Annotated in this window: 21 protein-coding genes; 16 read left to right on the top strand and 5 right to left on the bottom strand. The window is 73.0% G+C overall.

What is annotated here, in order from left to right:
• The first annotated feature begins 88 nt into the window (after nucleotides 1-88).
• The 14 genes from clpB to ACLQ2U_RS02360 all read left to right on the top strand — a co-directional run bounded on the left by clpB (nucleotide 89) and on the right by ACLQ2U_RS02360 (nucleotide 12429).
• Nucleotides 89-2680: an ATP-dependent chaperone ClpB gene (clpB, locus tag ACLQ2U_RS02425; protein WP_425748827.1), complete on the top strand. Its 2592-nt coding sequence runs from the start codon at nucleotides 89-91 to the stop codon at nucleotides 2678-2680.
• Nucleotides 2681-2823: 143 nt separating this feature from the next.
• Nucleotides 2824-3201, top strand: coding sequence for a hypothetical protein (locus ACLQ2U_RS02420; protein ID WP_425748826.1), 378 nt, complete (start codon nucleotides 2824-2826; stop codon nucleotides 3199-3201).
• Between the two features lie 59 nt (nucleotides 3202-3260).
• Nucleotides 3261-4109, top strand: coding sequence for a hypothetical protein (locus ACLQ2U_RS02415; protein WP_425748825.1), 849 nt, complete (start codon nucleotides 3261-3263; stop codon nucleotides 4107-4109).
• Nucleotides 4110-4195: 86 nt separating this feature from the next.
• On the top strand, nucleotides 4196-4825 hold the full coding sequence (locus ACLQ2U_RS02410; RefSeq protein WP_425748824.1) for a DUF4178 domain-containing protein: 630 nt from the start codon (nucleotides 4196-4198) through the stop codon (nucleotides 4823-4825).
• Between the two features lie 2 nt (nucleotides 4826-4827).
• Nucleotides 4828-5337: a DUF2617 family protein gene (locus ACLQ2U_RS02405; RefSeq protein ID WP_425748823.1), complete on the top strand. Its 510-nt coding sequence runs from the start codon at nucleotides 4828-4830 to the stop codon at nucleotides 5335-5337.
• Nucleotides 5334-5759, top strand: a complete 426-nt coding sequence (locus ACLQ2U_RS02400; protein ID WP_425748822.1) for a DUF4247 domain-containing protein — start codon at nucleotides 5334-5336, stop codon at nucleotides 5757-5759. The genes ACLQ2U_RS02405 and ACLQ2U_RS02400 overlap by 4 nt, the downstream gene beginning before the upstream one ends.
• A 45-nt stretch (nucleotides 5760-5804) precedes the next feature.
• Nucleotides 5805-6227: a DUF350 domain-containing protein gene (locus ACLQ2U_RS02395; RefSeq protein ID WP_425748821.1), complete on the top strand. Its 423-nt coding sequence runs from the start codon at nucleotides 5805-5807 to the stop codon at nucleotides 6225-6227.
• On the top strand, nucleotides 6227-7012 hold the full coding sequence (locus ACLQ2U_RS02390; protein ID WP_425748820.1) for a hypothetical protein: 786 nt from the start codon (nucleotides 6227-6229) through the stop codon (nucleotides 7010-7012). Before ACLQ2U_RS02395 ends, ACLQ2U_RS02390 begins: the two co-directional genes overlap by 1 nt.
• On the top strand, nucleotides 7009-8604 hold the full coding sequence (locus tag ACLQ2U_RS02385) for a polyamine aminopropyltransferase (protein ID WP_425748819.1): 1596 nt from the start codon (nucleotides 7009-7011) through the stop codon (nucleotides 8602-8604). The genes ACLQ2U_RS02390 and ACLQ2U_RS02385 overlap by 4 nt, the downstream gene beginning before the upstream one ends.
• Before the next feature lie 128 nt (nucleotides 8605-8732).
• The gene (locus tag ACLQ2U_RS02380) at nucleotides 8733-9716 is read left to right on the top strand and encodes a hypothetical protein (RefSeq protein ID WP_425748818.1); all 984 of its coding nucleotides are present in this window, start codon (nucleotides 8733-8735) and stop codon (nucleotides 9714-9716) included.
• A 73-nt stretch (nucleotides 9717-9789) separates the two neighbouring features.
• A complete protein-coding gene (locus ACLQ2U_RS02375; protein ID WP_425748817.1) occupies nucleotides 9790-10482 on the top strand; it encodes a hypothetical protein in 693 nt (230 codons plus the stop codon).
• Nucleotides 10479-11288 carry an SDR family NAD(P)-dependent oxidoreductase gene (locus ACLQ2U_RS02370; protein ID WP_425748816.1) on the top strand — a complete coding sequence of 270 codons (810 nt, stop codon included), beginning with the start codon at nucleotides 10479-10481 and terminating at the stop codon, nucleotides 11286-11288. The genes ACLQ2U_RS02375 and ACLQ2U_RS02370 overlap by 4 nt, the downstream gene beginning before the upstream one ends.
• Nucleotides 11289-11454: 166 nt before the next feature.
• On the top strand, nucleotides 11455-11994 hold the full coding sequence (gene pyrE, locus ACLQ2U_RS02365) for an orotate phosphoribosyltransferase (RefSeq protein WP_425748815.1): 540 nt from the start codon (nucleotides 11455-11457) through the stop codon (nucleotides 11992-11994).
• Between the two features lie 93 nt (nucleotides 11995-12087).
• Nucleotides 12088-12429 (top strand): ArsR/SmtB family transcription factor, encoded by a 342-nt coding sequence (locus ACLQ2U_RS02360; RefSeq protein ID WP_013730828.1) that lies wholly within the window; start codon nucleotides 12088-12090, stop codon nucleotides 12427-12429.
• Nucleotides 12430-12632: 203 nt separating this feature from the next.
• Here ACLQ2U_RS02360 and ACLQ2U_RS02355 read toward each other — a convergent pair whose 3' ends face one another.
• From ACLQ2U_RS02355 to ACLQ2U_RS02340, 4 genes are all read right to left on the bottom strand, one after another.
• On the bottom strand, nucleotides 12633-13538 hold the full coding sequence (locus tag ACLQ2U_RS02355) for a DedA family protein (protein WP_425748814.1): 906 nt from the start codon (nucleotides 13536-13538) through the stop codon (nucleotides 12633-12635).
• Nucleotides 13539-13677: 139 nt separating this feature from the next.
• Nucleotides 13678-16191 carry a polynucleotide kinase-phosphatase gene (locus ACLQ2U_RS02350; RefSeq protein WP_425748813.1) on the bottom strand — a complete coding sequence of 838 codons (2514 nt, stop codon included), beginning with the start codon at nucleotides 16189-16191 and terminating at the stop codon, nucleotides 13678-13680.
• A complete protein-coding gene (locus ACLQ2U_RS02345; RefSeq protein WP_425748812.1) occupies nucleotides 16188-17621 on the bottom strand; it encodes a 3' terminal RNA ribose 2'-O-methyltransferase Hen1 in 1434 nt (477 codons plus the stop codon). Before ACLQ2U_RS02345 ends, ACLQ2U_RS02350 begins: the two co-directional genes overlap by 4 nt.
• 126 nt (nucleotides 17622-17747) lie before the next feature.
• Nucleotides 17748-19313 carry an LPXTG cell wall anchor domain-containing protein gene (locus tag ACLQ2U_RS02340; RefSeq protein ID WP_425748811.1) on the bottom strand — a complete coding sequence of 522 codons (1566 nt, stop codon included), beginning with the start codon at nucleotides 19311-19313 and terminating at the stop codon, nucleotides 17748-17750.
• A gap of 258 nt (nucleotides 19314-19571) precedes the next feature.
• Here ACLQ2U_RS02340 and ACLQ2U_RS02335 point away from each other — a divergent pair, with 258 nt between their 5' ends.
• Both ACLQ2U_RS02335 and ACLQ2U_RS02330 read left to right on the top strand, forming a co-directional pair.
• Nucleotides 19572-20054 carry a SigE family RNA polymerase sigma factor gene (locus tag ACLQ2U_RS02335; protein ID WP_425748810.1) on the top strand — a complete coding sequence of 161 codons (483 nt, stop codon included), beginning with the start codon at nucleotides 19572-19574 and terminating at the stop codon, nucleotides 20052-20054.
• Nucleotides 20054-21112, top strand: a complete 1059-nt coding sequence (locus tag ACLQ2U_RS02330; protein ID WP_425748809.1) for an LCP family protein — start codon at nucleotides 20054-20056, stop codon at nucleotides 21110-21112. The genes ACLQ2U_RS02335 and ACLQ2U_RS02330 overlap by 1 nt, the downstream gene beginning before the upstream one ends.
• Before the next feature lie 3 nt (nucleotides 21113-21115).
• On the opposite strand, the gene ACLQ2U_RS02325 is transcribed toward ACLQ2U_RS02330, so the two are convergent.
• Nucleotides 21116-21328 (bottom strand): hypothetical protein, encoded by a 213-nt coding sequence (locus tag ACLQ2U_RS02325; RefSeq protein WP_425748808.1) that lies wholly within the window; start codon nucleotides 21326-21328, stop codon nucleotides 21116-21118.
• Between the last annotated feature and the right edge of the window lie 118 nt (nucleotides 21329-21446).

Here is a 21446-nt window from a genome sequence, read left to right as displayed (position 1 = left end):
TGACGGGCGTCACAGAGATAGAGTTGAGCGGAATACGCTCAACTCTGGTTGTGTCGCTACCAGTGGACACGCCGATCCGGGGGAGCCCATGAACACGGAACGCCTCACCACCAAGAGCCGCGAAACCATCACCGGTGCCGTCGCGCTGGCCAACCAGCGCGGTCACGCCACCGTGGAGCCCTGGCACCTGCTGCTGTCACTGCTGGACACCGACGGCTCCACCGCCGCCGGCCTGCTGCGCGCCGTCGGGGCCGACCCCGCCGAGCTGCGCCGGGTCGCCCAGCGTTCGGTCGACGCGCTGCCCGCCGCCCGTGGCTCCAGCATCGCCGAGCCCACGCTGGCTCGCGAGTTCGTCAACGCCATCGGCGCCGCCGAGCAGATCGCCCGGCCGCTGGGCGACGAGTACACCTCCACCGAGCACCTGCTCGCCGGCCTCGCCCGGGTGGGCGGCGCGGTCGCCGGCGCGCTGAAGTCCGCCGGCGCCACCGAGGAGAACCTGGTCGCCGCCTTCCCGACCGTCCGCGGCGGGGACCGCCGGGTCACCACCGCCGACCCCGAGCAGACCTACCAGGCCCTGGCCAAGTACGGCGTCGACCTGACCGCCAGCGCCCGGGACGGCAAGATCGACCCGGTCATCGGCCGGGACTCGGAGATCCGCCGGGTGATCCAGGTGCTGTCCCGGCGTACCAAGAACAACCCGGTGCTGATCGGCGAGCCGGGCGTCGGCAAGACCGCCATCGTCGAGGGCCTGGCCCAGCGGATCGTGGCCGGTGACGTGCCCGAGTCGCTGCGGGACAAGAAGCTCGTCTCGCTCGACCTCGGCGCGATGGTCGCCGGCGCGCAGTACCGCGGCCAGTTCGAGGAGCGGCTGAAGTCCGTCCTGGAGGAGATCAAGAACTCCAACGGCAAGGTCATCACCTTCCTCGACGAGCTGCACACCGTGGTGGGCGCCGGCAAGGGCGAGGGCTCGATGGACGCCGGCAACATGCTCAAGCCGATGCTGGCCCGCGGCGAGCTGCGGATGGTCGGCGCGACCACGCTGGACGAGTACCGCGAGCACATCGAGAAGGACCCGGCGCTGGAGCGCCGCTTCCAGCCGGTGCTGGTCGGCGAGCCGACCATCGAGGACACCATCGGCATCCTGCGCGGCCTCAAGGAGCGCTACGAGGTGCACCACGGCGTACGGATCACCGACGCCGCGCTGGTCGCCGCCGCCGGCCTCTCCGACCGCTACATCACCGACCGGTTCCTGCCGGACAAGGCGATCGACCTGGTCGACGAGTCCGCGTCCCGACTCCGGATGGAGATCGACTCCCGGCCGGTCGAGGTGGACGAGATCGAGCGGGCGGTGCGCCGGCTCGAGATCGAGGAGATGGCGCTGGCCAAGGAGCCGGACGCCGCCTCCGCCGAGCGGCTGGAGCGGCTCCGCAAGGAGCTGGCCGACAAGCGCGAGCAGCTCACCGCGCTCTCCGAGCGCTGGCAGACGGAGAAGAGCCACATCACCAAGCTCTCCACCGCCAAGGAGGAACTGGAGCGGCTCGGCGGCGAGGCCGAGCGGGCCGAGCGCGACGGCGAGCTGGAACGCGCGGCCGAGCTGCGCTACGGCCGGATCCCGGCGCTCAAGGCCGACCTGGCCAGGGCCGAGGAGGAACTGGCCCGGCTCCAGGCCGACGGCGCGATGCTCAAGGAGGAGGTCGGCGCGGACGACATCGCCGCGGTGGTCGCCTCCTGGACCGGCATCCCCGCCGGCCGGCTGCTGGAGGGCGAGACGGCCAAGCTGCTCCGGATGGAGGAGTCGCTGCGCTCCCGCGTGGTCGGCCAGTCCGAGGCGGTCGGCGCGGTGTCCGACGCGGTCCGCCGCGCCCGGGCCGGGGTCGCCGACCCGGACCGCCCGACCGGCAGCTTCCTCTTCCTCGGCCCGACCGGTGTCGGCAAGACCGAGCTGGCCAAGGCGCTCGCCGAGTTCCTCTTCGACGACGAGCGGGCCATGGTCCGCATCGACATGAGCGAGTATGGCGAGAAGCACTCGGTGGCCCGCCTGGTCGGCGCCCCGCCCGGCTACGTCGGCTACGAGGAGGGCGGCCAGCTCACCGAGGCGGTGCGCCGCCGGCCGTACTCGGTGATCCTGCTGGACGAGGTGGAGAAGGCCCACCCGAACGTCTTCGACGTGCTGCTCCAGGTGCTCGATGACGGCCGGCTGACCGACGGCCAGGGCCGTACGGTGGACTTCCGCAACGCGATCCTGATCCTCACCTCCAACCTCGGGTCGTCGGTGATCAGCGACCTGACGCTGGCCGAGGAGCAGCGCCGCGAGGGGGTCATCGCGGTGGTCCGGTCGCACTTCAAGCCGGAGTTCCTCAACCGCCTCGACGACATCGTGGTCTTCGCCGCGCTGCGCGGGGACGACCTGCGGTCGATCGTGGACATCCAGCTGGACCGGATGCGGCGTCGGCTGGCGGACCGCCGGCTCGGCCTGGAGATCACCGAACCGGCCCGCCGCTGGCTCGCCGAGCACGGGTACGACCCGATCTACGGCGCCCGCCCGCTGCGCCGGCTGGTCCAGACCGCCATCGGCGACCAGCTCGCCAAGGCCCTGCTGGCCGGCCAGATCCGCGACGGCGAGACGGTCAAGGTCGACCTCGCTGACGCCAAGGGCGGCCTCACGGTCTCCCCGGCCTGACCCGCCCGATTCCGCGTGGGCCCGCCTCCGGCAGGCCCCACCTGCCGTGATCAAGAGGTTTGCGTCTTCGGAACCCGTGCTCCATGACGCAAACCTCTTGATCAAAAGGGTGGCGGCTGGCGGCCCGGGGAAAGGATGAAGACATGTTGGGGATGGGGAAGAAGGACAGGGAGCTGGACGCGGCGGTCAAGGAGTTGGCCAAGGCCGACACCGTGGCGTTCGGTGGGGTGGGGATCGCCTCCCAGGTGCTGCCGGTGACCGAGGCGTACCGGCACCTGGAGCAGGTGCTCGCCGAGCGTCCGGAGGACGGTCGCAAGAAGGTCGACTGGCTGCTCCGGCGCGGCTCCCCGGCCGGCCGGGCGTACGCGGCGACGCTGCTGGAGCGGGTCGACCCGGCGGCGGCCCGGGAGGCGTGGACGGCCCTGCGCGACGACAAGGGTGAGTTCACCACGTTCACCGGCTGCGTGATGGGCACCGCCATCCTTCGCGAGTACGCCACCGAGCGGCTCAGCGGGCGGTGACCTCCGCTCCACCGGAATCGGGACTGCGGGAAGTGGCGGACACCCCGTAGCTTCCCGGCATGACCTCGCCTGCCGCCGCGCCGGTACGCCCACCCCGCCCCCGCCTCGTCACGATCGCCTCCTGGTTGCAGCTCGCCGCCGTGGCCCTCCTGCTGGTCCTGGCCGCCGTGTTGGTGTGGCACGCGATGTGGTGGGACGGCGAGATCGACCGGGCCGCGCGGCTGGTGCCCGACGCCGATCCCGCCGAGGTGGCGGACGAGCGTTTCGGCAACGTCGTGATGTCCTGCGTGGTCGGGGTGCCAGTGCTGCTGCTCGCGGCCCTGCTCGGGTTCGCCGCGTGGGGCGTACGACGGGGCAGCGCCGTCGCCCGGGTCATGGTCTTCGTGACCGGCGGGCTTCAGTTGCTGTGCGTCTTCGGTCAGGGCTGCTTCGCGGGAATGCTGCTTCCGTTCGCCTTCGCCATGGGCGGCGGCCCGACGGAGGACTGGGACTCCGAGATCCCCGCCGAGTTCACCCCGGACGAGTCGAAGTTCCTGCAGACCCTCTACGGCACCGGGCCCGATCCGGCGGAGGACGTCTTCTTCGCCGTCGGCGGCTTGGCCGCGCTGCTGGTCTTCGGCCTCACCCTCGCCGCGGTGGTGCTGCTGGCGCTGCCCACGTCCCACCGCTGGTTCGTACCCGCGTCCGGGCGGCCGCCCGGCGCGCCCCACCGGCCGCCCGTGGCGTACCCGGTGCCGGCCGCCTTCCTGCTGCCGCCCGGCTACATGATCTGTCCGGACCCGAGTGCGCACGGCATCCCGCCGCAGCCCGCCCCGGCTCCGCCGGCAGCCGCCGCGACGCCTCCCGCCGGGGACCCGACCGCCCCGCCCGACAGCGACCCGACGGCGTCCGGAGGGGACGTTCGGTAGCTGACCGGTAACTCAACTATGGACCCGTTTCTCCAGGTGCGCAGGGTTGTTACCGTTCGCGCCAACGCAGGTGGGAGGCGGTCGCGGTGAACGGGTCGGTGGCGTACCTGGTGACGGCGGTGGGATGTCTGGTCGGCGTCGCCGGGGTGGTGATCGCCGTGATCGCCCTGCGGCGCGAGAAGAAGCCTCCCCGGCCGGCGGCGCCCGGCGACCCGTTCCGGGACACCGATTCCGACGCCCTGCGGGGGGATCCGCGGAACCTGAAGCCCGGCGACATCGTGGAGATCCGCCAGGTGTCGTACGCGGTGCGCGGCTCGGTGCACCTGGTCGAGGGGGCGTGGAGCTGGGCGGAGCACCTGTTGGACGATTCCGGCGGGGTGAAGCGCTGGCTCTCCGTCGAGGAGGACCCGGACCTGGATCTGGTGCTCTGGGCCGCCGAGCCGGGCACCCCCCTCACCCCGGGCGCGCCGACCCTCGACTTCGCCGGGCGCAGCTACTCCTGGGAGGAGTCCGGCCAGGCCCGCTACTCGGCCACCGGCACCACCGGCCTGGACCCGAGCGGCACCGTCCGCTACCACGACTACCGCGCGCCGGACGGCGCCCGGCTCGCCTTCGAGGCGTACGGGGAGGCCGGCTGGGAGGTGGCCCGGGGCGAGCGGCTGCACCGCTCCGAGGTGATGGTCTACCCGCAGGCCGGTGCCGGGACGGTGGACTGAGCGTGCTGGTCAGCCTGCACACCCCGTACGTCGACACCAGCGCCGCCGACCTCAGCCTGGCGCTCGGCGGGCCGGAACGCCCGGCGCTGCACGTCCGCGACCTCGACCTGCCCGGCGGCGTCCGGCTGCGGCTACGCCTGCTGGGCGCCTCCCACCAGGTCGTCCTGCAGCCGGCGGGAGGAAGCACGCTCACCGAGACCGTCGCCTGCCTGCCCGGCGGCCCGCCGCACCTGCCCGGCACGTTGCGCGACGAGGCCGGTGGCTACCGGTTCACCGCCACCGTGCTCCGGCCGCCCGCCGGTGAGCTGCGCAGCCGGGTCGCCGGGCTCCGCGCCGAGCTGGCCGACGACCCGTACGCGCTGGTCGGGGTCTTCCCCGGCGATCCGGACGCGGTCACCGCGCTCGCCGTGTGCGCCGACCCGCCGGACGGCTCGGTGGCCTGGCGCACCTGGCACGCGTATCCCCAGACCAATGAGCTGGTCCTGACTGAAACGGTGGTGGCACTGCGATGACGTACCGGCGCTGGTTCGTGGTGGGGGTGGGCTTCGCGGTCGTCGGCGCCCTGGTCGCCGTTTTCGCCCTCTTCTACGGCAACTTCTCGCCGCGGGGCTACGTGCAGGACCGGTACACCCGCGCGACGAGCCGGGACATCGGCGGGGACGCGGTCGCATACACCTCGACCAAGACGCCCAGCCAGGTGGCGCAGGACGTCGCCGGTGCCTGGAAGCCGGCCGACCAGTACGTCGACGGCAGCGGCGCCTACCTGCGCTACGACGACGACTCGGTGGTGATCCTGCCGATCGCCACCGGCTCGGTGATCCTGCTGGAACGGCTGCGCACCGCCTACCCGCGCTACCACTCCACGGTGGGCAGCCACTGGGGCTGGGGGCGGGGCAGCACCGTGCGGGGCGGCGGCCCCGGCTCCGGCAAGTAGCGACCAGTCCCTCCCGACCGACCGACCGAACCCCTGGAGCTCCCTGTGCAGACCCTGGTCACCGATCTGCTGGTCACGCTCGCCTACGGCGTGGTCGGCGTCGTCCTGATGGCCGTCGGCTTCGTGCTGGTCGACGTGGCCACGCCCGGCCGGCTCAACCAGCTGATCTGGACCGAGCGCAACCGCAACGCCGCGCTGCTGCTCGCCTCGAACCTGGCCGGGGTCGGCGTGATCGTGGTCGCTGCCATCGCGGCCAGCGACGACGACGTGGTGCTCGGCCTGGTCGGGTCGGCCGCGTACGGACTGCTCGGGCTGCTCATCATGGCCGGGGCGTTCCTGCTGCTCGACGCGGTCACCCCGGGCCAGCTGGGTGAGCTGCTGGTCGACCCGGAGCCGCAGCCGGCGGTCTGGGTGTCGGCGGTGGTCCACCTCGCCACCGGCGCGATCATCGCGGCCGCGATCAGCTGATGGCCACCGCGAAGCGACCGCCGGGCAAGGGTGGGCGGAAGAAGTCCTCGAAGGTCGTCGCCTGGGTCACCTGGCTCAGCATCGGTCTGGTCGTCGTGGGCTGCGTGGTGGCCGGACTGCTCAACGGTTCGGAGAGCACGGACGTGCCGGCACCGGCGGTCGAGGAGCGCACCGACACCGTGCCGATCCTCGAGCGGGCCGAGGCCAGCCAGGGCATCTGCTATGGCTGGCGGCTGGACGACGGCCTCGACGTGGTGAGCGTCGGCTCCAACCTCGGCGACGGGGTGTCGGTCGAGGACGCCCCGGGCTGCCCGCGCTGGGTGCAGGTGGTCGCTGCCGTCACCTACACCTCGGAGAACAGCGAGAGCGAGGACTCCGCGTACGTTCGGATCACCGGCTCCGACGACATCTCCGGCAGCGACCTCCACGCCATCGAGGACGGCCTGAAGCGGTTCGGGCTGCCCGAAGACGCCTTCGTCGACGACCCTGGCTGGGCCGTTACCCGCGCGGCCGTCATGCTGCCGCTGCTGGCCGTCGAGGCGGGGCTGGCCGAACCGGCGCCCACCCCCACCGCCGCGGCGGTGAGCCCGTCCCCGCTGCCGGACGCGGGCAGCGACCTCTGGCGGGACCGCTGGGGTTACCTGTTCGCCGCCGCCGGCCTGCTGCTGCTCTGCGCCCTGCTGGTCACCGTCGGAGTGGTGCAGCGCCGTCGGCAGCTGCGGCCGGCCGGGCCCGCGCAGCGCCCCGGGGCGGAGGCCTCGGCGCGTACCCCGGAGCAGGCGTGACCACCGACGCGCCGGCGCCGCCGGTCGCCGCCGGACCGGCGGCGCGGCCGCACTGGCGGGCGGCCCGCGCGGCAGTCCTGGTCGCGGTCTTCGTCTGCGCGGCCTGCGGCCTGGTGTACGAGCTGGCCCTGGTCGCGCTCGGCAGCTACCTGATCGGCGACGCGGTCGGGCAGGCCTCGATCGTGCTCGGCGTGATGGTCTTCGCGATGGGAATCGGCGCGCTCGCCGCGAAGCCGTTGCAGTCCCGGGCGGCCGCCGCGTTCGCCGTGGTCGAGCTGACCCTGGCGCTGCTCGGCGGGCTCTCCGTGCTCGGCCTCTACGCCGCCTTCGCCTGGCTGGACCTCTACGGCCCGGCGCTGGTCGGCACCGCCTTCGTGCTCGGCCTGCTGATCGGCGCGGAGATCCCGCTGCTGATGGTGATGCTGCAACGCATCCGTGAGCAGTCCGCGGGCAGTGCGGTGGCCGACCTCTTCGCCGCCGACTACGTCGGCGCGCTGCTCGGCGGGCTGGCCTTCCCGTTCCTGCTGATCCCGGTCTTCGGCCTGCTCAAGGGCGCGCTGGTGGTCGGCGCGGTGAACGCGGTGGCCGGCCTGGCGCTGGTCTGCACGGTGTTCCGCGCGGAGCTGAGCCGCCGGGCGCGGGTCGCGCTCGGCGCCGGGTCCGTGGTGGTCGCCCTCTGCCTGGGGTACGCCTGGATCACCGCCGCCGACTTCGAGCTGACCGCCCGGCAGCATCTCTACCGGGACCCGGTGGTGCACGCCGAACGCAGCCGCTACCAGGAGATCGTGCTGACCCGGTCGGTGCGGGAGGTCGGGCACGCCGACACCGACCTGCGGCTCTTCCTCAACGGCGACCTCCAGTTCAGCTCGGTCGACGAGTACCGCTACCACGAGGCGCTGGTGCACCCGGCGCTGAACGGGCCGCGCGGCGAGGTGCTGGTGCTCGGCGCCGGGGACGGGCTCGCGGTCCGGGAGATCCTGCGCTACCCCGACGTGCGCCGGGTGACCGTGGTCGACCTCGACCCGGCGGTGGTGCGGCTGGCCCGTACCGAACCGCAGCTGCGCGACCTCAACCGGAACTCCTTCGCCGACCCCCGGGTACGGGTGCTCAACCTCGACGCGTTCGGCTGGCTGCGTACCGCCACGGAACGCTTCGACGTGGTGGTGGCCGACCTGCCCGACCCGGACGAGACGGCCACCGCGAAGCTCTACACCGTCGAGTTCTACGCGCTGATCCGCGCGGTGCTCGCCGAGGGAGGGCGGCTGGTGGTGCAGTCCGGGTCGCCCTACTTCGCGCCCCGGTCGTACTGGTCGATCGAGGCATCGGTCCGTGCGGCGGGCTTCGCCACGGTGCCGTACCACGTGGACGTGCCGTCGTTCGGTGACTGGGGCTTCCTGCTCGCCGCGCCGGGGTCCACCCGGCCGGCGCTGGAGCTGCCCGGCGACGCCCCGCCGCTGCGCTTCCTCGACCCGGCGGTGCTCCGCGCGGCGTCCGCCTTCCCGGCCGACCGGCGTCGCCTCGACCTGCCCGCCTCCACGTTGTTGCAGCCCAGGGTGCTGGAGTACGCCCGGACGGAGTGGCGCGGCTACTAGTGCGGTTTCCGCAGCTGCCGCCCGCCGATCCGCACACCGGGGCGGTATCGGCCGGTTCGCCGACCGCGTGGCGCGCCCGATTGGGTCGGAGTCGATACGGTGGGACGCGATCTAGGGGAAGGAGAATCATGGTCGATTCCCAACACACACCGGCCCGTTCCCGGCCGGCCGTGGTGACGATTTCCAGCTACCTGTTGATTCTGTTCGCCGTCCTTCAGGTGATCAGCCTGATCATCTCGCTCTCCGCCATCGGCACCATCCGCGATGTGCTGGACGACGCCTACCGCGGCACCTCGGCGAACGGCGCGCAGAACATCGCCGACTTCGCCATAGCCTTCACCGTCGGAGCGGGCATCTTCACGCTGCTGCTCGCGGTGGGGCTGGTCGTGCTGGCCCTGCTCAACAACCGGGGCAAGAACGGATCCCGGATCACCACCTGGGTGCTCGGCGGCATCCTGCTCTGCTGCACGGGCGGCGGCCTGATCAGCAACGCGACCGGCGGTTTCACCGGCGGGGGCGGATCGACGGGCGACATGCCGAGCGGAGAGGAGATCCAGCGCCGGCTGAACGAGGCCCTTCCGTCCTGGTTCACCCCGGTCAACACACTGATCGGCCTGCTCAGCCTGCTGGCCCTGCTCACCGCGCTGATCCTGCTGGCGCTGCCGAAGGCCAACGAGTTCTTCCGCAAGCCGCCGCCGGCCTGGGAGCCGCCCGCCCCGGGCGCCGCCTACCCGGGCTACCCGCAGCCGGGTTACCCGCAGCCCGGTTATCCGCAGCCGGGTTATCCGCAGCCCGGTTATCCGCAGCCGGGTCAGCCGCAGGCCGGCTACCCGTCCGCGCCGGGCTACCCGCCGGCGCCCGGGTATCCGTCCGCTCCCGGCTACCCGCAGCCGGGCCAGCCCTCGGCCCCGGGCCAGCCGACCCCGCCCGACACGCCGGCCGCTCCCGGTGCGCCGGACCAGCCGCCGGCCACCTCGCCGTGGCAGTCGCCGTCGGCCCCGCCGCCTACCGGCGCGTCGGGCGCCGACCGGACGGACCAGCCGGCCGAGGACCCGGACCGGCCGGGTCGGGCCACCCCGCCGGAGGATCCGCACCGGCCGTCGGGCAGCTGACGGGCGAGTAAGAGCGACGCCGACGATTCCCTCCGAGTAGGTTGCAACCCGACGCCTACCGGAGGGAATTGTCGTGTCGTACCCGGATCAGGTGCCGGCGCGTCGGCCGGTCGCCGTCACGCTGGCGGCGGCGGTGCTGGCGCTGATGGCCCTTTGCGCCGGGGCGTACGCCGTCGCGGCCCTGCTCGCCCTCGGCGGCACGGTGGACCGGTTCCGCGCGGCCGCCGCCGGTACGACCGCGGGCCCGGACGACGTCGACGGCGTGGTCCTCCTCGTCCGCGCGGTCACGATCGTCTCGGCGGTGCTGACCGTCCTGGTCGGTGTGCTGCTCGTCGGCCTAGCCGCCGGGTTGCTGGCCCGTCGCGCGGGCGCCCGGGTGGCGACGTGGGTGGTCTGCGGGCTGGGACTGCTCTGCGGGTGCTGCGGTCTGGCCACGCTGGTGGTCCAGCGGACCAGCCCGTTGCGGACCGACGACGGGACCGCCGAACAGTTGACGGGTCTGCTCGGTGACGCCTACCCGTCCTGGTGGCTCCCGGTGAACGGGGGGCTTTCGGTGGGCCAGGCGCTCGGTTACCTTGTGGTCGCCCTGCTGTTGGTCCTGCCGGCGGCGAACGCCTGGTTCCGCCCGCGCAGCCCGGGTCCGGCCGGGCCCGGGCCGGTGCCGCCGGCTCCGCCGCCCTACGGCACGGCTCCGCAGGGTCCGGCCCCGTACCACCCGTATCCGCCACCGCAGTCCCCGCTGCCGCCCATTGAGGACCGCCCGTGACATCCGACCATCCGGCCACCGAGCGACGGGCGCTGATCACCGGCGCCACCGCCGGCATCGGCGAGGCGTTCGCCCGCCGGCTCGCCGCCGACGGCTGGCACCTGGTGCTGGTGGCCCGGGGCGCGACCCGGCTGGCCGAGGTGGCCGCCGACCTGACCGGGCGGTACGGCCACCAGGTCGAGACCCTCTCCGCCGACCTGTCCACCGACGACGGTTGCGCGGTGGTGGAGCGGCGGCTCGCCGATGGCGCTCCGGTCGACCTGCTGATCAACAACGCCGGGATCAGCCTCAACCGGCCGTTCCTCCGGTCCACCGCCGCCGACGAGGCCCGGCTGCTGCGGCTCAACGTGCACGCGGTGATGCGGCTGACCCTCGCCGCCCTCGGCCCGATGACGGATCGACGGGCGGGGGCAGTGATAAATGTCTCTTCCGTCTCCGGTTTCGCGCCGGTCATGCCGGGTTCGACGTACCCGGCCAGCAAGGCGTGGGTGACCAGCTTCAGCGAGTCCGTCGACCAGTCGGCGCGTCCGTTCGGCGTACGGGTGATGGCGCTCTGCCCCGGCTACACCCGCACCGGCTACCACGAGCGCAACGGCATCGACATCTCCGGCACGCCGGGGTGGATGTGGCTGCGGGCCGACGACGTGGTCGACGAAGCCCTGCGTGACCTGTGGAAAGGCAAGCCGGTCAGCGTTCCTGACTGGAGGTACAAGCTGGCCGTCGCCGGCCTGCGGTACGCGCCGCGTCGGCTGGTGCGGGCGGTGTACCGGGATCGGCGCGGGCGGGTCGATCCGGCCGACGGCTGAGCCGGCGTTGCCGCCCGCCGGTCCGAGGACGGGATGCCGTCGGCGGTCGACCGGACGGGATGATCGCGCAGCGTAGCCGTCCATCGCCACCCATCGGTCGCCCGCGAGGCTGACCCGGGCGAACCCCAGACACGGCACACAGACTCGCGCAGTACCCTCTATCGCCATGGGGGACCACGACGACCTGCGTAAATTCATCACTGACCTGGCTGTGGTCCATGGACGGGTGGTGCTCTCCTCCGGCCGCGAAGCGGACTGGTACGTCGATCTGCGTCGCGTCACGCTCCATCACCGGGCCGCGCCGCTGGTCGGTCGGGTGATGCGCGAGCTGACCGCCGACTGGGAGTACGACGCCGTCGGTGGGCTGACCCTGGGCGCCGACCCGATCGCGATGTCGATGCTGCACGCCGCAGCGGAGACCGACCGACCGCTGGACGCCTTCGTGGTCCGCAAGGCCGGCAAGGCGCACGGTCTGCAGCGGCGGATCGAAGGGCCTGAGGTGGCCGGGCGGCGGGTACTGGCGGTGGAGGACACCTCGACGACGGGCGGTAGCGTACTCACCGCGGTCGAGGCGTTGCGTGAGGCCGGGGCGGAGATCGTGGGTGTGGCGGTTATTGTTGATCGAGGTGCCGGCGACGCGGTGCGAGCCGCCGGACTGCCGTATCGGGCGGCCTATACGTTGGCTGACCTCGGCCTTGTGGCGTAAAAATTTGCCGATTCGGATCTGCTGATATGCAGGCGGATCGATGCTGCTGGTGGAAGGATAGAAATCGTGGGAACTGCGTTGGCTGAAATGACTATGCCTCAGATCTCGCCGCTTGCCGGCGAGCCGATCGAACGTGCCGATGCCGAGCGGCTGGCGGGGGTCCTCAAGGCCCTTGCAGACCCCGCGCGGCTGCGGCTGCTCAGCCTGATCCAGTCGGCCCCCGAGGGCGAAGCGTGCGTGTGCGACCTGACCGCGCCGCTCGGCCTCTCCCAGCCGACGGTCAGCCACCACCTGCGTATCCTCACCGAGGCCGGCTTGCTGGAGCGGGAGAAGCGCGGTGTCTGGGCGTACTACCGGCTGGTGCCGTCGGCGATCGCCACGATCGCCGACCTGCTCACCCCGCCGCGCAAGCGGGCCACCAAGAAGGCTCGCTGACTCCGCGCGTCGTCCCGACCAGGGGCGACGTCCGGTGGCGTACCAGGGGTGGCGTCATCGGGCGGTGACGCCTGCCCGTCACCAGTCAGCTCGCTGAACCAACCACCACCGGTTTCCCGGTGGCGCACATCGACGAACGGCCGGTCCCGCCCGGGACCGGCCGTTCGTCGTTGCCGGGTCTCCGGCACTAGTCGGGATCCGGGTCAGCGGCCCTGACCGTGCTCCGGGTACCGCCCGCCGTCCTGCGGCGGCTGCTGCCCGGGCCCCTGCTGGCCGCCGTACGTCCGGGGCGGGAACTGCTGCTGGTAGGGCTGCTGCTGCGGCTGGTCCTGGTGGTGGTGGTCGATGGCGTCCCGGACCGCCTCCACCGCGCCGGCCGCGCTGGCGGCGGCCACCACCGCGACGGCCTCGCCGCGCTTGCGGGCCCGCCGGTCCCGGAGGAACTCGAAGAAGATCGGCAGCACCGAGACCAGGACGATCAGCACGACCACCGGCAGGATGTACCGGTCGATCTTGTCGCCGATTGCGCTGTAGATCTGGTCGGCGAGCAGGTAGCCGATCAGCAGGATGCCGTCCACCCAGAGGATCGCGCCGACGATGTTCCAGATCAGGAACTGCCGGGCCGGCATGCCCAGTACGCCGGCCACCGGGTTGAGGAAGGTGCGCACGATCGGGATGAACCGGGCCAGCACCACGGCCTTCGCCGGGCCGAACTTCTGGAAGTAGTACTCCGCCTTCTCCACGTACTCCCGCTTGAAGAGGCGGGAGTTGGGGCGCTCGAACATCCGCCGGCCGTACTTGGCGCCGAGCCAGTGCCCGAGCTGGGCCCCGACGATCGCGCAGATCGGACCGCCGATCAGCAGGCCGGCCAGGGAGAGCCGGGTGCCGTTGCCGAAGATCGCGTCCGCGACCGGCGAGGCCGCGACGCCGGCCAGGAACAGCAGCGAGTCGCCGGGGAAGAAGAAGCCGACGAGCAGGCCGGTCTCGGCGAAAAGGATCACCCAGACGCCGATCAGCCCGAAGGTCTGCAACAGCTCCTTGGGGTCGAGCGGGTTCAGGGCGATCGTCTCGGCGACCACCCGGGTCTTCTCACCTGTGTCCACGGCCACACAGGCTACCGAACCCCGCCGCCCCCTCCACCCCGCACCGCCCTCTCCGCCTCACCGCACGCGGCACACCGGGCGCACTCTCACGGAAAGAGTGGCCATGGAGCGCGGAACAGCCACTCTTTCCGTGAAAGTGCGAGGGTCAGAGGCGGGGGTCCACCGGTTCGGATTCGCAGGCGAGGATGGCGAAGACCAGCTCGTGGCGACGCCAGAGCGGGGCGTTCTCGGCGAACGCGTCCAGGGCGGCCAGGCCGAGGGCGTGCTCGCGCAGCGCCAGGCCCCGCTTGCGCCCCAGCGACCGGCGGCGCAGCGCCGCCAGCTGGGCGGGTTCGGTGTAGCCGGGACCGTAGATGATCCGCAGGTACTCCCGACCCCGGCACTTGATCCCCGGCTGGAGCAGCGAACCGCGCTCCGAGCGGGCGGCCAGCCCGGCGTACGGCTTCACCACCATGCCCTCGCCACCCGCCGCGGTGAGCGCCAGCCACCACTCGGTGGCCGCGTCGACCGCCGCGGCGTCGGCCAGGTCGACCACCTGCCGCCGAGTGGGGGTGAAGAACTCCGGGTCGGCCGCGTGGAGCCGGTCGGCGAGCGCGAGGTGCCAGCCGTGGTCCCGGTCGACGAAGCTCACCCCGGCGCCGGCCAGCACCGCGAACGGCGCCAGGGTCACCCCGCGCAGCCCGTCGGTCGGCGCGACGTACGCCCGGTAGGCGGCCGAGTAGTCCTCGACCTCCGCCCGGCGGCCGGCCATCCGGTCCCGCAGCGCGTCCACCGGCAGCCCCCGCCCTGCGGCGGCATCCAGCGTGGCGAGCACTGCGGGCAGCGCCGCCCGGCCGGCCGCGCCGACGCTGGCGTACTGCTCGCGGATCAGCGCGCCGGCCTTCGCCGACCAGGGCAGCAGCTCGCAGTCGAGCAGCAGCCGGTCGGTGCCCAGCTCGTCCCAGAGCCCGGCCGCGGTGACCGCGGCCCGGACCCGGGCCAGCAGCTCGTCGTCGAGCGGCGCGCCGAAGAACGGCCGACCGGTGCGGGTGTGCACCACCCCGCCGCCGACCGGCCCGGGCTCCCGCTCGACCAGCACCACCGCCCGCGAGCCCATGTGCTTCTCCTCGCAGACCACCCGGTCCACACCCGCCGCCCGGTAGTCGTCGAACGCCTGCGCCGGGTGCTCCAGGAACCCCGCTACGGTCGAGGTCGAGCAGGGCGCCATGGTCGGCGGCAGCCAGACCAGCCGGCCCGGGTCGACCGCGAACCGGCTCATCACCTCCAGCGCGGCGGCGGCGTTCTCCGCCGGCACGGTCAGCGTTCCGTAGCCGTGCTGGATGTGCCGGCGGCCGGTCACGTCGGCCAGGTCCAGCACGGTGTCCGGCCGGGCCGGGGCGGTGACCAGCGGGCGGACCGGCGCGTACCACTCCTTCGCCGCCGGGACGGCGACCAGCTCCTTCTCCGGGTAGCGCAGCGCGGTCAGTTGCCCGCCGAAGACGCAGCCGGTGTCGATGCAGATGGTGTTGTTCACCCACTCCGGCTCCGGCGTCGGCGTGTGCCCGTACACGACCATGGCCGAGCCCCGGTAGTCGCGCGCCCACGGGTAGCGGACCGGCAGGCCGTACTCGTCGGTCTCGCCGGTGGTCTCCCCGAACAGCGCGAACGCGCGGACCCGGCCGGACGCGCGGCCCTGGTAGGCCTCCTTCAGGCCGGCGTGCGCGACCACCAGCCGGCCACCGTCGAGCACGAAGTGGCTGACCAGGCCGTCGACGAAGGCGGAGACCTCGGCCACGAACTCCGGCGACTCCGCCGCCAGCTGGGCCATCGTCTCGGCCAGGCCGTGGGTGAGCCGCACGTCCCGGCCGCGCAGCCTGCGCAGCAGCTTCTGCTCGTGGTTGCCCGGCACGCAGATCGCGTGGCCGGCCGCCACCATGCCCATCACCAGGCGGAGCACGCCGGGGGAGTCCGGGCCGCGGTCGACCAGGTCACCCACGAAGACCGCGGTACGACCAGCCGGGTGCACCGCGTCCACCGGGCGGCCCGCGTCGTCGCGGCGTAGCGCCCAGCCCAGCCGGAGCAGCAACGCCTCCAGCTCCTCGCGGCAGCCGTGCACGTCACCGACGATGTCGAACGGCCCGGTCAGCTCCCGACGGTCGTTGAAGAGCCGCTCGTAGCGGATCTCGGCGGCGTCGATCTCCTCGACGCCGCGCAGCACGTGCACCTTGCGGAAGCCCTCCCGGGCCAGCTGCCCGTACGTTCGGCGCAGGTCGCGCTGCATCCGGACCAGCACCTGCCGGCCGAAGGTCCGGTCGGCCCGGGCCCCGGTCCGCTCCCAGGCCAGCGCCTCCGGCACGTCCAGCACGATCGCCACCGGCAGCACGTCGTGCTCCCGGGCCACCCGGACCAGCGCGGTACGGGCGTGCGGCTGGAGGTTGGTCGCGTCCACCACGGTGAGCCGGCCCCGGCGCAGCCGGGTGCCCGCGACGTGGTGCAGCGCCTCGAACGCGTCCGCGGAGGCGGACTGGTCGTTCTCGTCGTCGGCCACCATCGCCCGGAACATGTCCGAGGAGAGCACCTGGCTGGACAGGAAGTGCCGGCGGGCGAAGGTGGACTTGCCCGAGCCGGAGACGCCGACCAGCGCCACCAGGGCGAGCTCGGGGATGTCGAGGGTGGTCATCGGCTCTCCTCCTGCCGGGTCAGCACGGCCAGCTGGGTCGGTGCGCCCACCTCGGGATCGTCGTCGCCGATCCCGCTGATCGTGGCGGCGTAGCCGTACGCCGCGGCCACCCGCTCGACCCAGGACGCGAACTCGGACCGGGTCCACTCGAAACGGTGGTCGGCGTGCCGGAACTGGCCCGCCTCGAGCCCCTCGTAGCGGACGTTGTACTCGGCGTTCGGGGTGGTCACCACCACCGTGCCCGGCCGGGCGTGCTCGAACACGGCGTCCTCCAGCGCCGGCAGCCGGGGCGGGTCGACGTGCTCGATCACCTCCATCAGCACCGCCGCGTCGTACCCGCGCAGCCGGTCGTCCCGGTAGGTCAGCGCCGACTGCCACAGCCGGATCCGGTCGCGCTGCCGCTCCGGCAGCCGGTCCAGCCGGAGCCGGCGGGCGGCCAGAGTCAGCGCATGGCTGGACACGTCGGTGCCGACCACCTCGGTGAACCGCCGGTCGGCGGCCAGCGCGGTGAGCAGCGCGCCACCGCCGCAGCCCAGGTCCAGCACCCGGGTCGCGCCGCTGGCCCGCAGCGGGGCCAGCACCGCCTCGCGTCGCCGTACGGCCAGCGACGCCCGCTGGGGTGCGTCGGTCTTCTGCTCGTCCGCCACGCTGTCGTCGGCGGGCGGGTCGTCGGCGAGGCGCAGCTCGGCCAGGCGGGCCAGGGCGTGGCCGGCCAACGCCCGGCGGTGCGCCAGGTAGCGGCGGGTGATCAGGGCCCGCTCCGGGTGGTCGGCCAGCCAGCCGGTGCCGGCCCGGAGCAGCTTGTCCACCTCGTCCGGCGCCACCCAGTAGTGCTTGGCGTCGTCCAGCACGGGCAGCAGGACGTACAGGTGGTTGAGCGCGTCGGCCACCCGGAACGTGCCGGTGAGGGTCAGCGCGACGTAGCGACTGTCGCCCCACTCCGGGTGCGTGCCGTCGAGCGGGATCGGGTCTGCGGTCACCGTCCAGCCCAGCGGGGCGAAGACCCGCACGGCCAGCTCCGCGCCGCCCCGGCAGCGCAGCACCGGCACCCGGACCTCCAGCGGGATCGGAGTGGCGGCCAGCTCCGGCCGGTCCCGGGACTCGCCGCGCAGCGCCGACCGGAACACCTTCGCCAGCGCCGAAGAGAGCAGGCTGGACGCGGCGTACGGGCGGTCGTTGACGTACTGGCCGAGGGTGAAGGTCTCCGGGGTGGCCGCCTTCGCCTTCCCGCGACCGCGACCGCCGCCCAGCCGGAGCGGGTCGACCTCGACCAGCAGCGCGGCCGTACAGCGCTGCTCGTCCGCCTCCGGGTAGAGCACGTGCGCGGTGCCGGCCGGCAGGTCGAAGCTCTGCACGCGGTCCGGATGCTTGACCAGCAGGTGACCGAGGTCGGTCGCCGGCCGGTGGGTGGTCGTCAGGGTGAGCAGCACGCCGTCGATGGTGTCAGCACGATCGATCTTGCGTCGTCCCGTTTTCGGTCGCGGTGGATACGGCGATGCCCCGCCGACCGTGGTGGTCGGCGGGGCACCGGGTGTCGCTGGGTGGTGCGGGATCCGTCAGGCGACGAAGCGGGTCTTGCGGCGGCGGGCCACCACGTAGCCGCCCGCGCCGGCCGCCAGCAGCAGTGCGCCGATGCCGGCGATCAGGCCGGTGGAGGAACCGGTGATCGGCAGCGTGCCGCCGTCGCCGCCACCCTGGCCACCGTCGCCCGTGGCCTTCACCACGATCTTCGCGGTGTCGTTGGCGGGGTTCAGGTCCTTGCGGGTGGTCTCGTCCGGGCCACCGTGGAACAGCTCGACCTTGCCGGCGAGGGTGCCGGGCTGGTCGACGCGGAGCGAGAACGGGAACTCGACCTTCTTGCCGCTGCCCACCACGTCCGGCACGAAGCACGCGTAGACGGCCGCGCCCGCCTTGCCGGAGTCCGGGCCGAACTCGCCCTCGGCGTCGGCGCACTGCTCCGGCGCCTTCACGGCGGTGGTGCCCTTGGGCAGGGTGACCAGCGCCAGGGTGTAGATGCCGTCCTCGCCGCCAGCGTTGATCGCCGCCGGGCCGTTGTTGGTGAAGCCGACCGTGACCGGGACGGTGGCGCCGACCTGGGCGTCCAGGGTGGCGCCGTTGGCCGCGACATCGGCCTTCTGGTTGCCCTTGACCGCCAGCTGGATCATGGTCTCGTTGTTGGTCGGGTCGACGTCCGTCTGCTGCATCGCGCGGGCCAGGGTCCGGGAGGGAGCGGTGGGGGTGAGTTTCAGAACCCCCTCGTCGCCCTTCGCGCTCTTGCCGAAGTCGGGCACCTGCGACCGGAACGCCTGCCAGTCCGCGGGCGTCATCCAGATGGCGAAGCCGTAGTCGGTGTTCGGCGCCCAGGCGTCACTGGGGACGGCGAAGCCGAAGGAGTCGTCGAGCTTCGCGCTACCACCCGCCGCCACCGTGGCGTCGAGGGTGCAGGCGTACGCGTACTCGCCGAAGTTGTCCTCGAAGTACTCGCAGTTCTCGTACCGCTTGGCCGGTGCGAGAGCGTAGGAGCCGAAGAAGAACAGCACCGCGTCCTCGGCGTCGGTCTTGCCCTGGTTGCCCACGGACAACGGCGCCGGCACGGTGCTGCCCGGGGTGCCGGCCAGGTTGACGAAGGGCTCGGACGTCAGGTCGACGCCCTCACCCACCGTCACCGTGGAGCGGTAGGTGGCGGTTCCGGCGTCCGGGGTGGTGACGGTGAATGCGAGTTGGCCCTCCTGCCCGGCCTTGGCCCCGTCACGCGGCAGCACCGCGAGGGAGAGCAGGTCCAGGTCCGGCTCCGCGTCGTTCTTCACCGTGCAGGTCAGGACGGCCCCGGTCCCGGCGCAGGAGTCCGGCGTCTGCACCTCCGCGAAGCCGTCGACGGCACTGCGGTCCACCTTGACGGTGTAGTCGGTGAACGGCTCGTCCACCAGGGAGTAGAGCGAGATCCACTTTTCGGGGCCGTCCGGAGCGACGATGACGTCGTTCGCGTACAGCGAGAAGCCCTCGGCCCCCTGCGCGTCGGCGATGGTGGGGTCCGCGGCGAAGGCGGGGGTGGCGGAGGCGGCGACGAACGCGCCTGCGACGCCGAGCCCGGCGAGCCAGCGCCGGGTCGAGTGCTTGAACATTGGGGGGTTCCTCCCGTGGGGGTGTCCAGGTGGAGCCTGCGGATCTTAAAGACTCCTTAAGTCGCCCCGGTGCCCCGAGGGCCTCCTGAGCAGGCGAATGAGCCGAACGGCTGATCAGGACCGGCGCATCGGCCGGCGGACGGGCACGCGTCGTATTTGCGACGGTCACGGGACGTGGCGGGACGCCGATCGGCCGGATCGACTGCAACGTTCCGCCCGTCCGGGCCCGTCATCAAGGGCGGGACACCGGGAGGTGCAGTGACGTACGAGGAGTTCGCCGACTCTCGGCTGGGCGCCCTGCTGCGGTACGCGGTCATGCTGACCGGAGATCCGCACCAGGCCCAGGACCTGGTGCAGGACACCATGGTCCGGGTCCAGCTGAACTGGCGGCGGGTGGCGCGGACCGACTCCCCGGAGCGGTACGTCCGCCGGATGCTCACCAACCAGTACATCGACTGGCGGCGTGGGTCGTGGGCGCGCCGGGTCCTGCTGCGCGGCGAGCCGGACGAGGCGGTGCCCGCACCGACCGACCACGCGCAGTCCGCGGTGGACCGGGACCAGCTCTGGTCCTGGCTGTCCCGGCTGCCCCGCCGGCAGCGAGCCACGCTGGTGCTGCGCTATTACGAGGACCTGCCGGACGCCGAGATCGCCGAGATCCTCGGCTGCGCCGTCGGCACCGTCCGCTCCTGCATCTCCCGGGCGCTGGCCACCCTCCGAGCCGAGTACGTGGAGGCCTGCTGATGATCGAGGACGACCTGCGGGCCGCCTTCGCGCGACACGAGACCCTGACCCCGCCCACCGGGCCGGTCCGCTCCGCCATCGAGCGGACCGTGGTCCGCCGGCGGCGCCGCCGGTTCCGGCTCCGGCTCGGCGGTACGGCGTTGGCGCTGGTCGTGGCCGCCGTGGTCGGCGTGCCGGCGTTCACCCCGGACCGGACCGTGACCGTGCCGCTGCTGGATGAGTCCGCCCCGGCGACGCCCAGCGGGGCGCTGAACGTGTTGCTGGTCGGGGCGGACGGGCCGGCGGACCGGCCCTACCGGCTCGCCGACTCGGTGCTGCTCGTGCACGTCCCGGCGGACCGCAGCCGGCTCTACCTGGTCTCGCTCCCGCGCGACCTGGAGGTGTCGATCCCCGGCCACGGCAAGGACAAGCTCAACGCGGCCCTTTCCTTCGGCGCCGGCACGCCGCGTCCGGACCTGACCCGCGGCTACGCGCTGATCCGGCGGGTGGTCACCGACACCACCGGCGTACGGATCGACGCGGGTGCCGTGCTGACGTACCCGTTGCTGCGCAACCTGGCCGACGCGGTCGGCGGCGTACCGGTCTGCCTGCCGGCCGAGGTCCGCTCCGCGCACACCCGTCGGGTGTTCCCCGCCGGTTGCCAACAGCTCGACGGCGCCGCCTCGGTGGACCTGCTCCGCCAGCGCTACGGGCTGCCCGACGGCTCCCTGGATCGCGACCGCAACGCGCAGCGGTACGCGGCCGGGCTGCTCCGCCGGGTCGACGAGCGGGGTGTGCTGACGAACCCGGTGCTGCTCTCCAGGCTGCTCAACCAGCTCGGCACCGGCCTGGTGACCGAGACGGGCGAGACGTCGCTGCCGGCGCTGCTTGCGGTGGCCGCGCAGGGGACCGGCGCTCCTCCGGTCGCCGTGGTCCTGCCGGTCAAGTACGTCGAAAAACCCAGCTACCGGTTCCGGCTCGACCCCACGCTGAGCCCGGGGTTCCTGACCGCGCTGCGGGACGACCGGCTCGGTGAGTGGACGGCGGCCCACCCGGACCGGGTGACCGGCCTGGGGTGAGGGTCAGCGGTAGTCGTCCTCGTCGCCGGCGACCACCCGGGCCTGCTCCATCGCGTCCCAGTCGGCGACTTCCAGGCCGCGGTGCGGCTCGGTCTCGGCGTCGCTCGGGTCGGTGGAGGTCGCCTGCTCGACGGCGTCGGCCGGTTCCGCCTCCAGATCCCGTTCCTCCGGAGCGAGGTGGTCGCTCGGGGCGAAGTCCTCGTCGGGCTGACCCATCGTCCCTCCCTGGATCTCGGTGCGGACAGCTACCCACACACCGTACGGGCTGCGCGCGCAGCCTGCTCGGAGCCGAGCGGAACCGGAGTCGGCGGATTGTCCCTCCGTACTGGGACCC

This window comes from Micromonospora sp. DT47 (genome assembly GCF_049844475.1).
Taxonomy (GTDB): domain Bacteria; phylum Actinomycetota; class Actinomycetes; order Mycobacteriales; family Micromonosporaceae; genus Micromonospora.
This window is presented reverse-complemented; position numbering and strand designations above follow the sequence as displayed.

What these genes read in the sequence shown, in the direction of transcription:
- pyrE (WP_425748815.1), top strand. Translation starts at nt 11,455, where the DNA reads ATGGGGGACCACGACGACCTGCGTAAATTCATCACTGACCTGGCTGTG.
- ACLQ2U_RS02325 (WP_425748808.1), bottom strand. Translation starts at nt 21,328, where the DNA reads ATGGGTCAGCCCGACGAGGACTTCGCCCCGAGCGACCACCTCGCTCCG.
- ACLQ2U_RS02350 (WP_425748813.1), bottom strand. Translation starts at nt 16,191, where the DNA reads ATGACCACCCTCGACATCCCCGAGCTCGCCCTGGTGGCGCTGGTCGGC.
- clpB (WP_425748827.1), top strand. Translation starts at nt 89, where the DNA reads ATGAACACGGAACGCCTCACCACCAAGAGCCGCGAAACCATCACCGGT.
- ACLQ2U_RS02420 (WP_425748826.1), top strand. Translation starts at nt 2,824, where the DNA reads ATGTTGGGGATGGGGAAGAAGGACAGGGAGCTGGACGCGGCGGTCAAG.
- ACLQ2U_RS02330 (WP_425748809.1), top strand. Translation starts at nt 20,054, where the DNA reads ATGATCGAGGACGACCTGCGGGCCGCCTTCGCGCGACACGAGACCCTG.
- ACLQ2U_RS02340 (WP_425748811.1), bottom strand. Translation starts at nt 19,313, where the DNA reads ATGTTCAAGCACTCGACCCGGCGCTGGCTCGCCGGGCTCGGCGTCGCA.
- ACLQ2U_RS02390 (WP_425748820.1), top strand. Translation starts at nt 6,227, where the DNA reads ATGGCCACCGCGAAGCGACCGCCGGGCAAGGGTGGGCGGAAGAAGTCC.
- ACLQ2U_RS02415 (WP_425748825.1), top strand. Translation starts at nt 3,261, where the DNA reads ATGACCTCGCCTGCCGCCGCGCCGGTACGCCCACCCCGCCCCCGCCTC.
- ACLQ2U_RS02360 (WP_013730828.1), top strand. Translation starts at nt 12,088, where the DNA reads ATGCCTCAGATCTCGCCGCTTGCCGGCGAGCCGATCGAACGTGCCGAT.
- ACLQ2U_RS02380 (WP_425748818.1), top strand. Translation starts at nt 8,733, where the DNA reads ATGGTCGATTCCCAACACACACCGGCCCGTTCCCGGCCGGCCGTGGTG.
- ACLQ2U_RS02400 (WP_425748822.1), top strand. Translation starts at nt 5,334, where the DNA reads ATGACGTACCGGCGCTGGTTCGTGGTGGGGGTGGGCTTCGCGGTCGTC.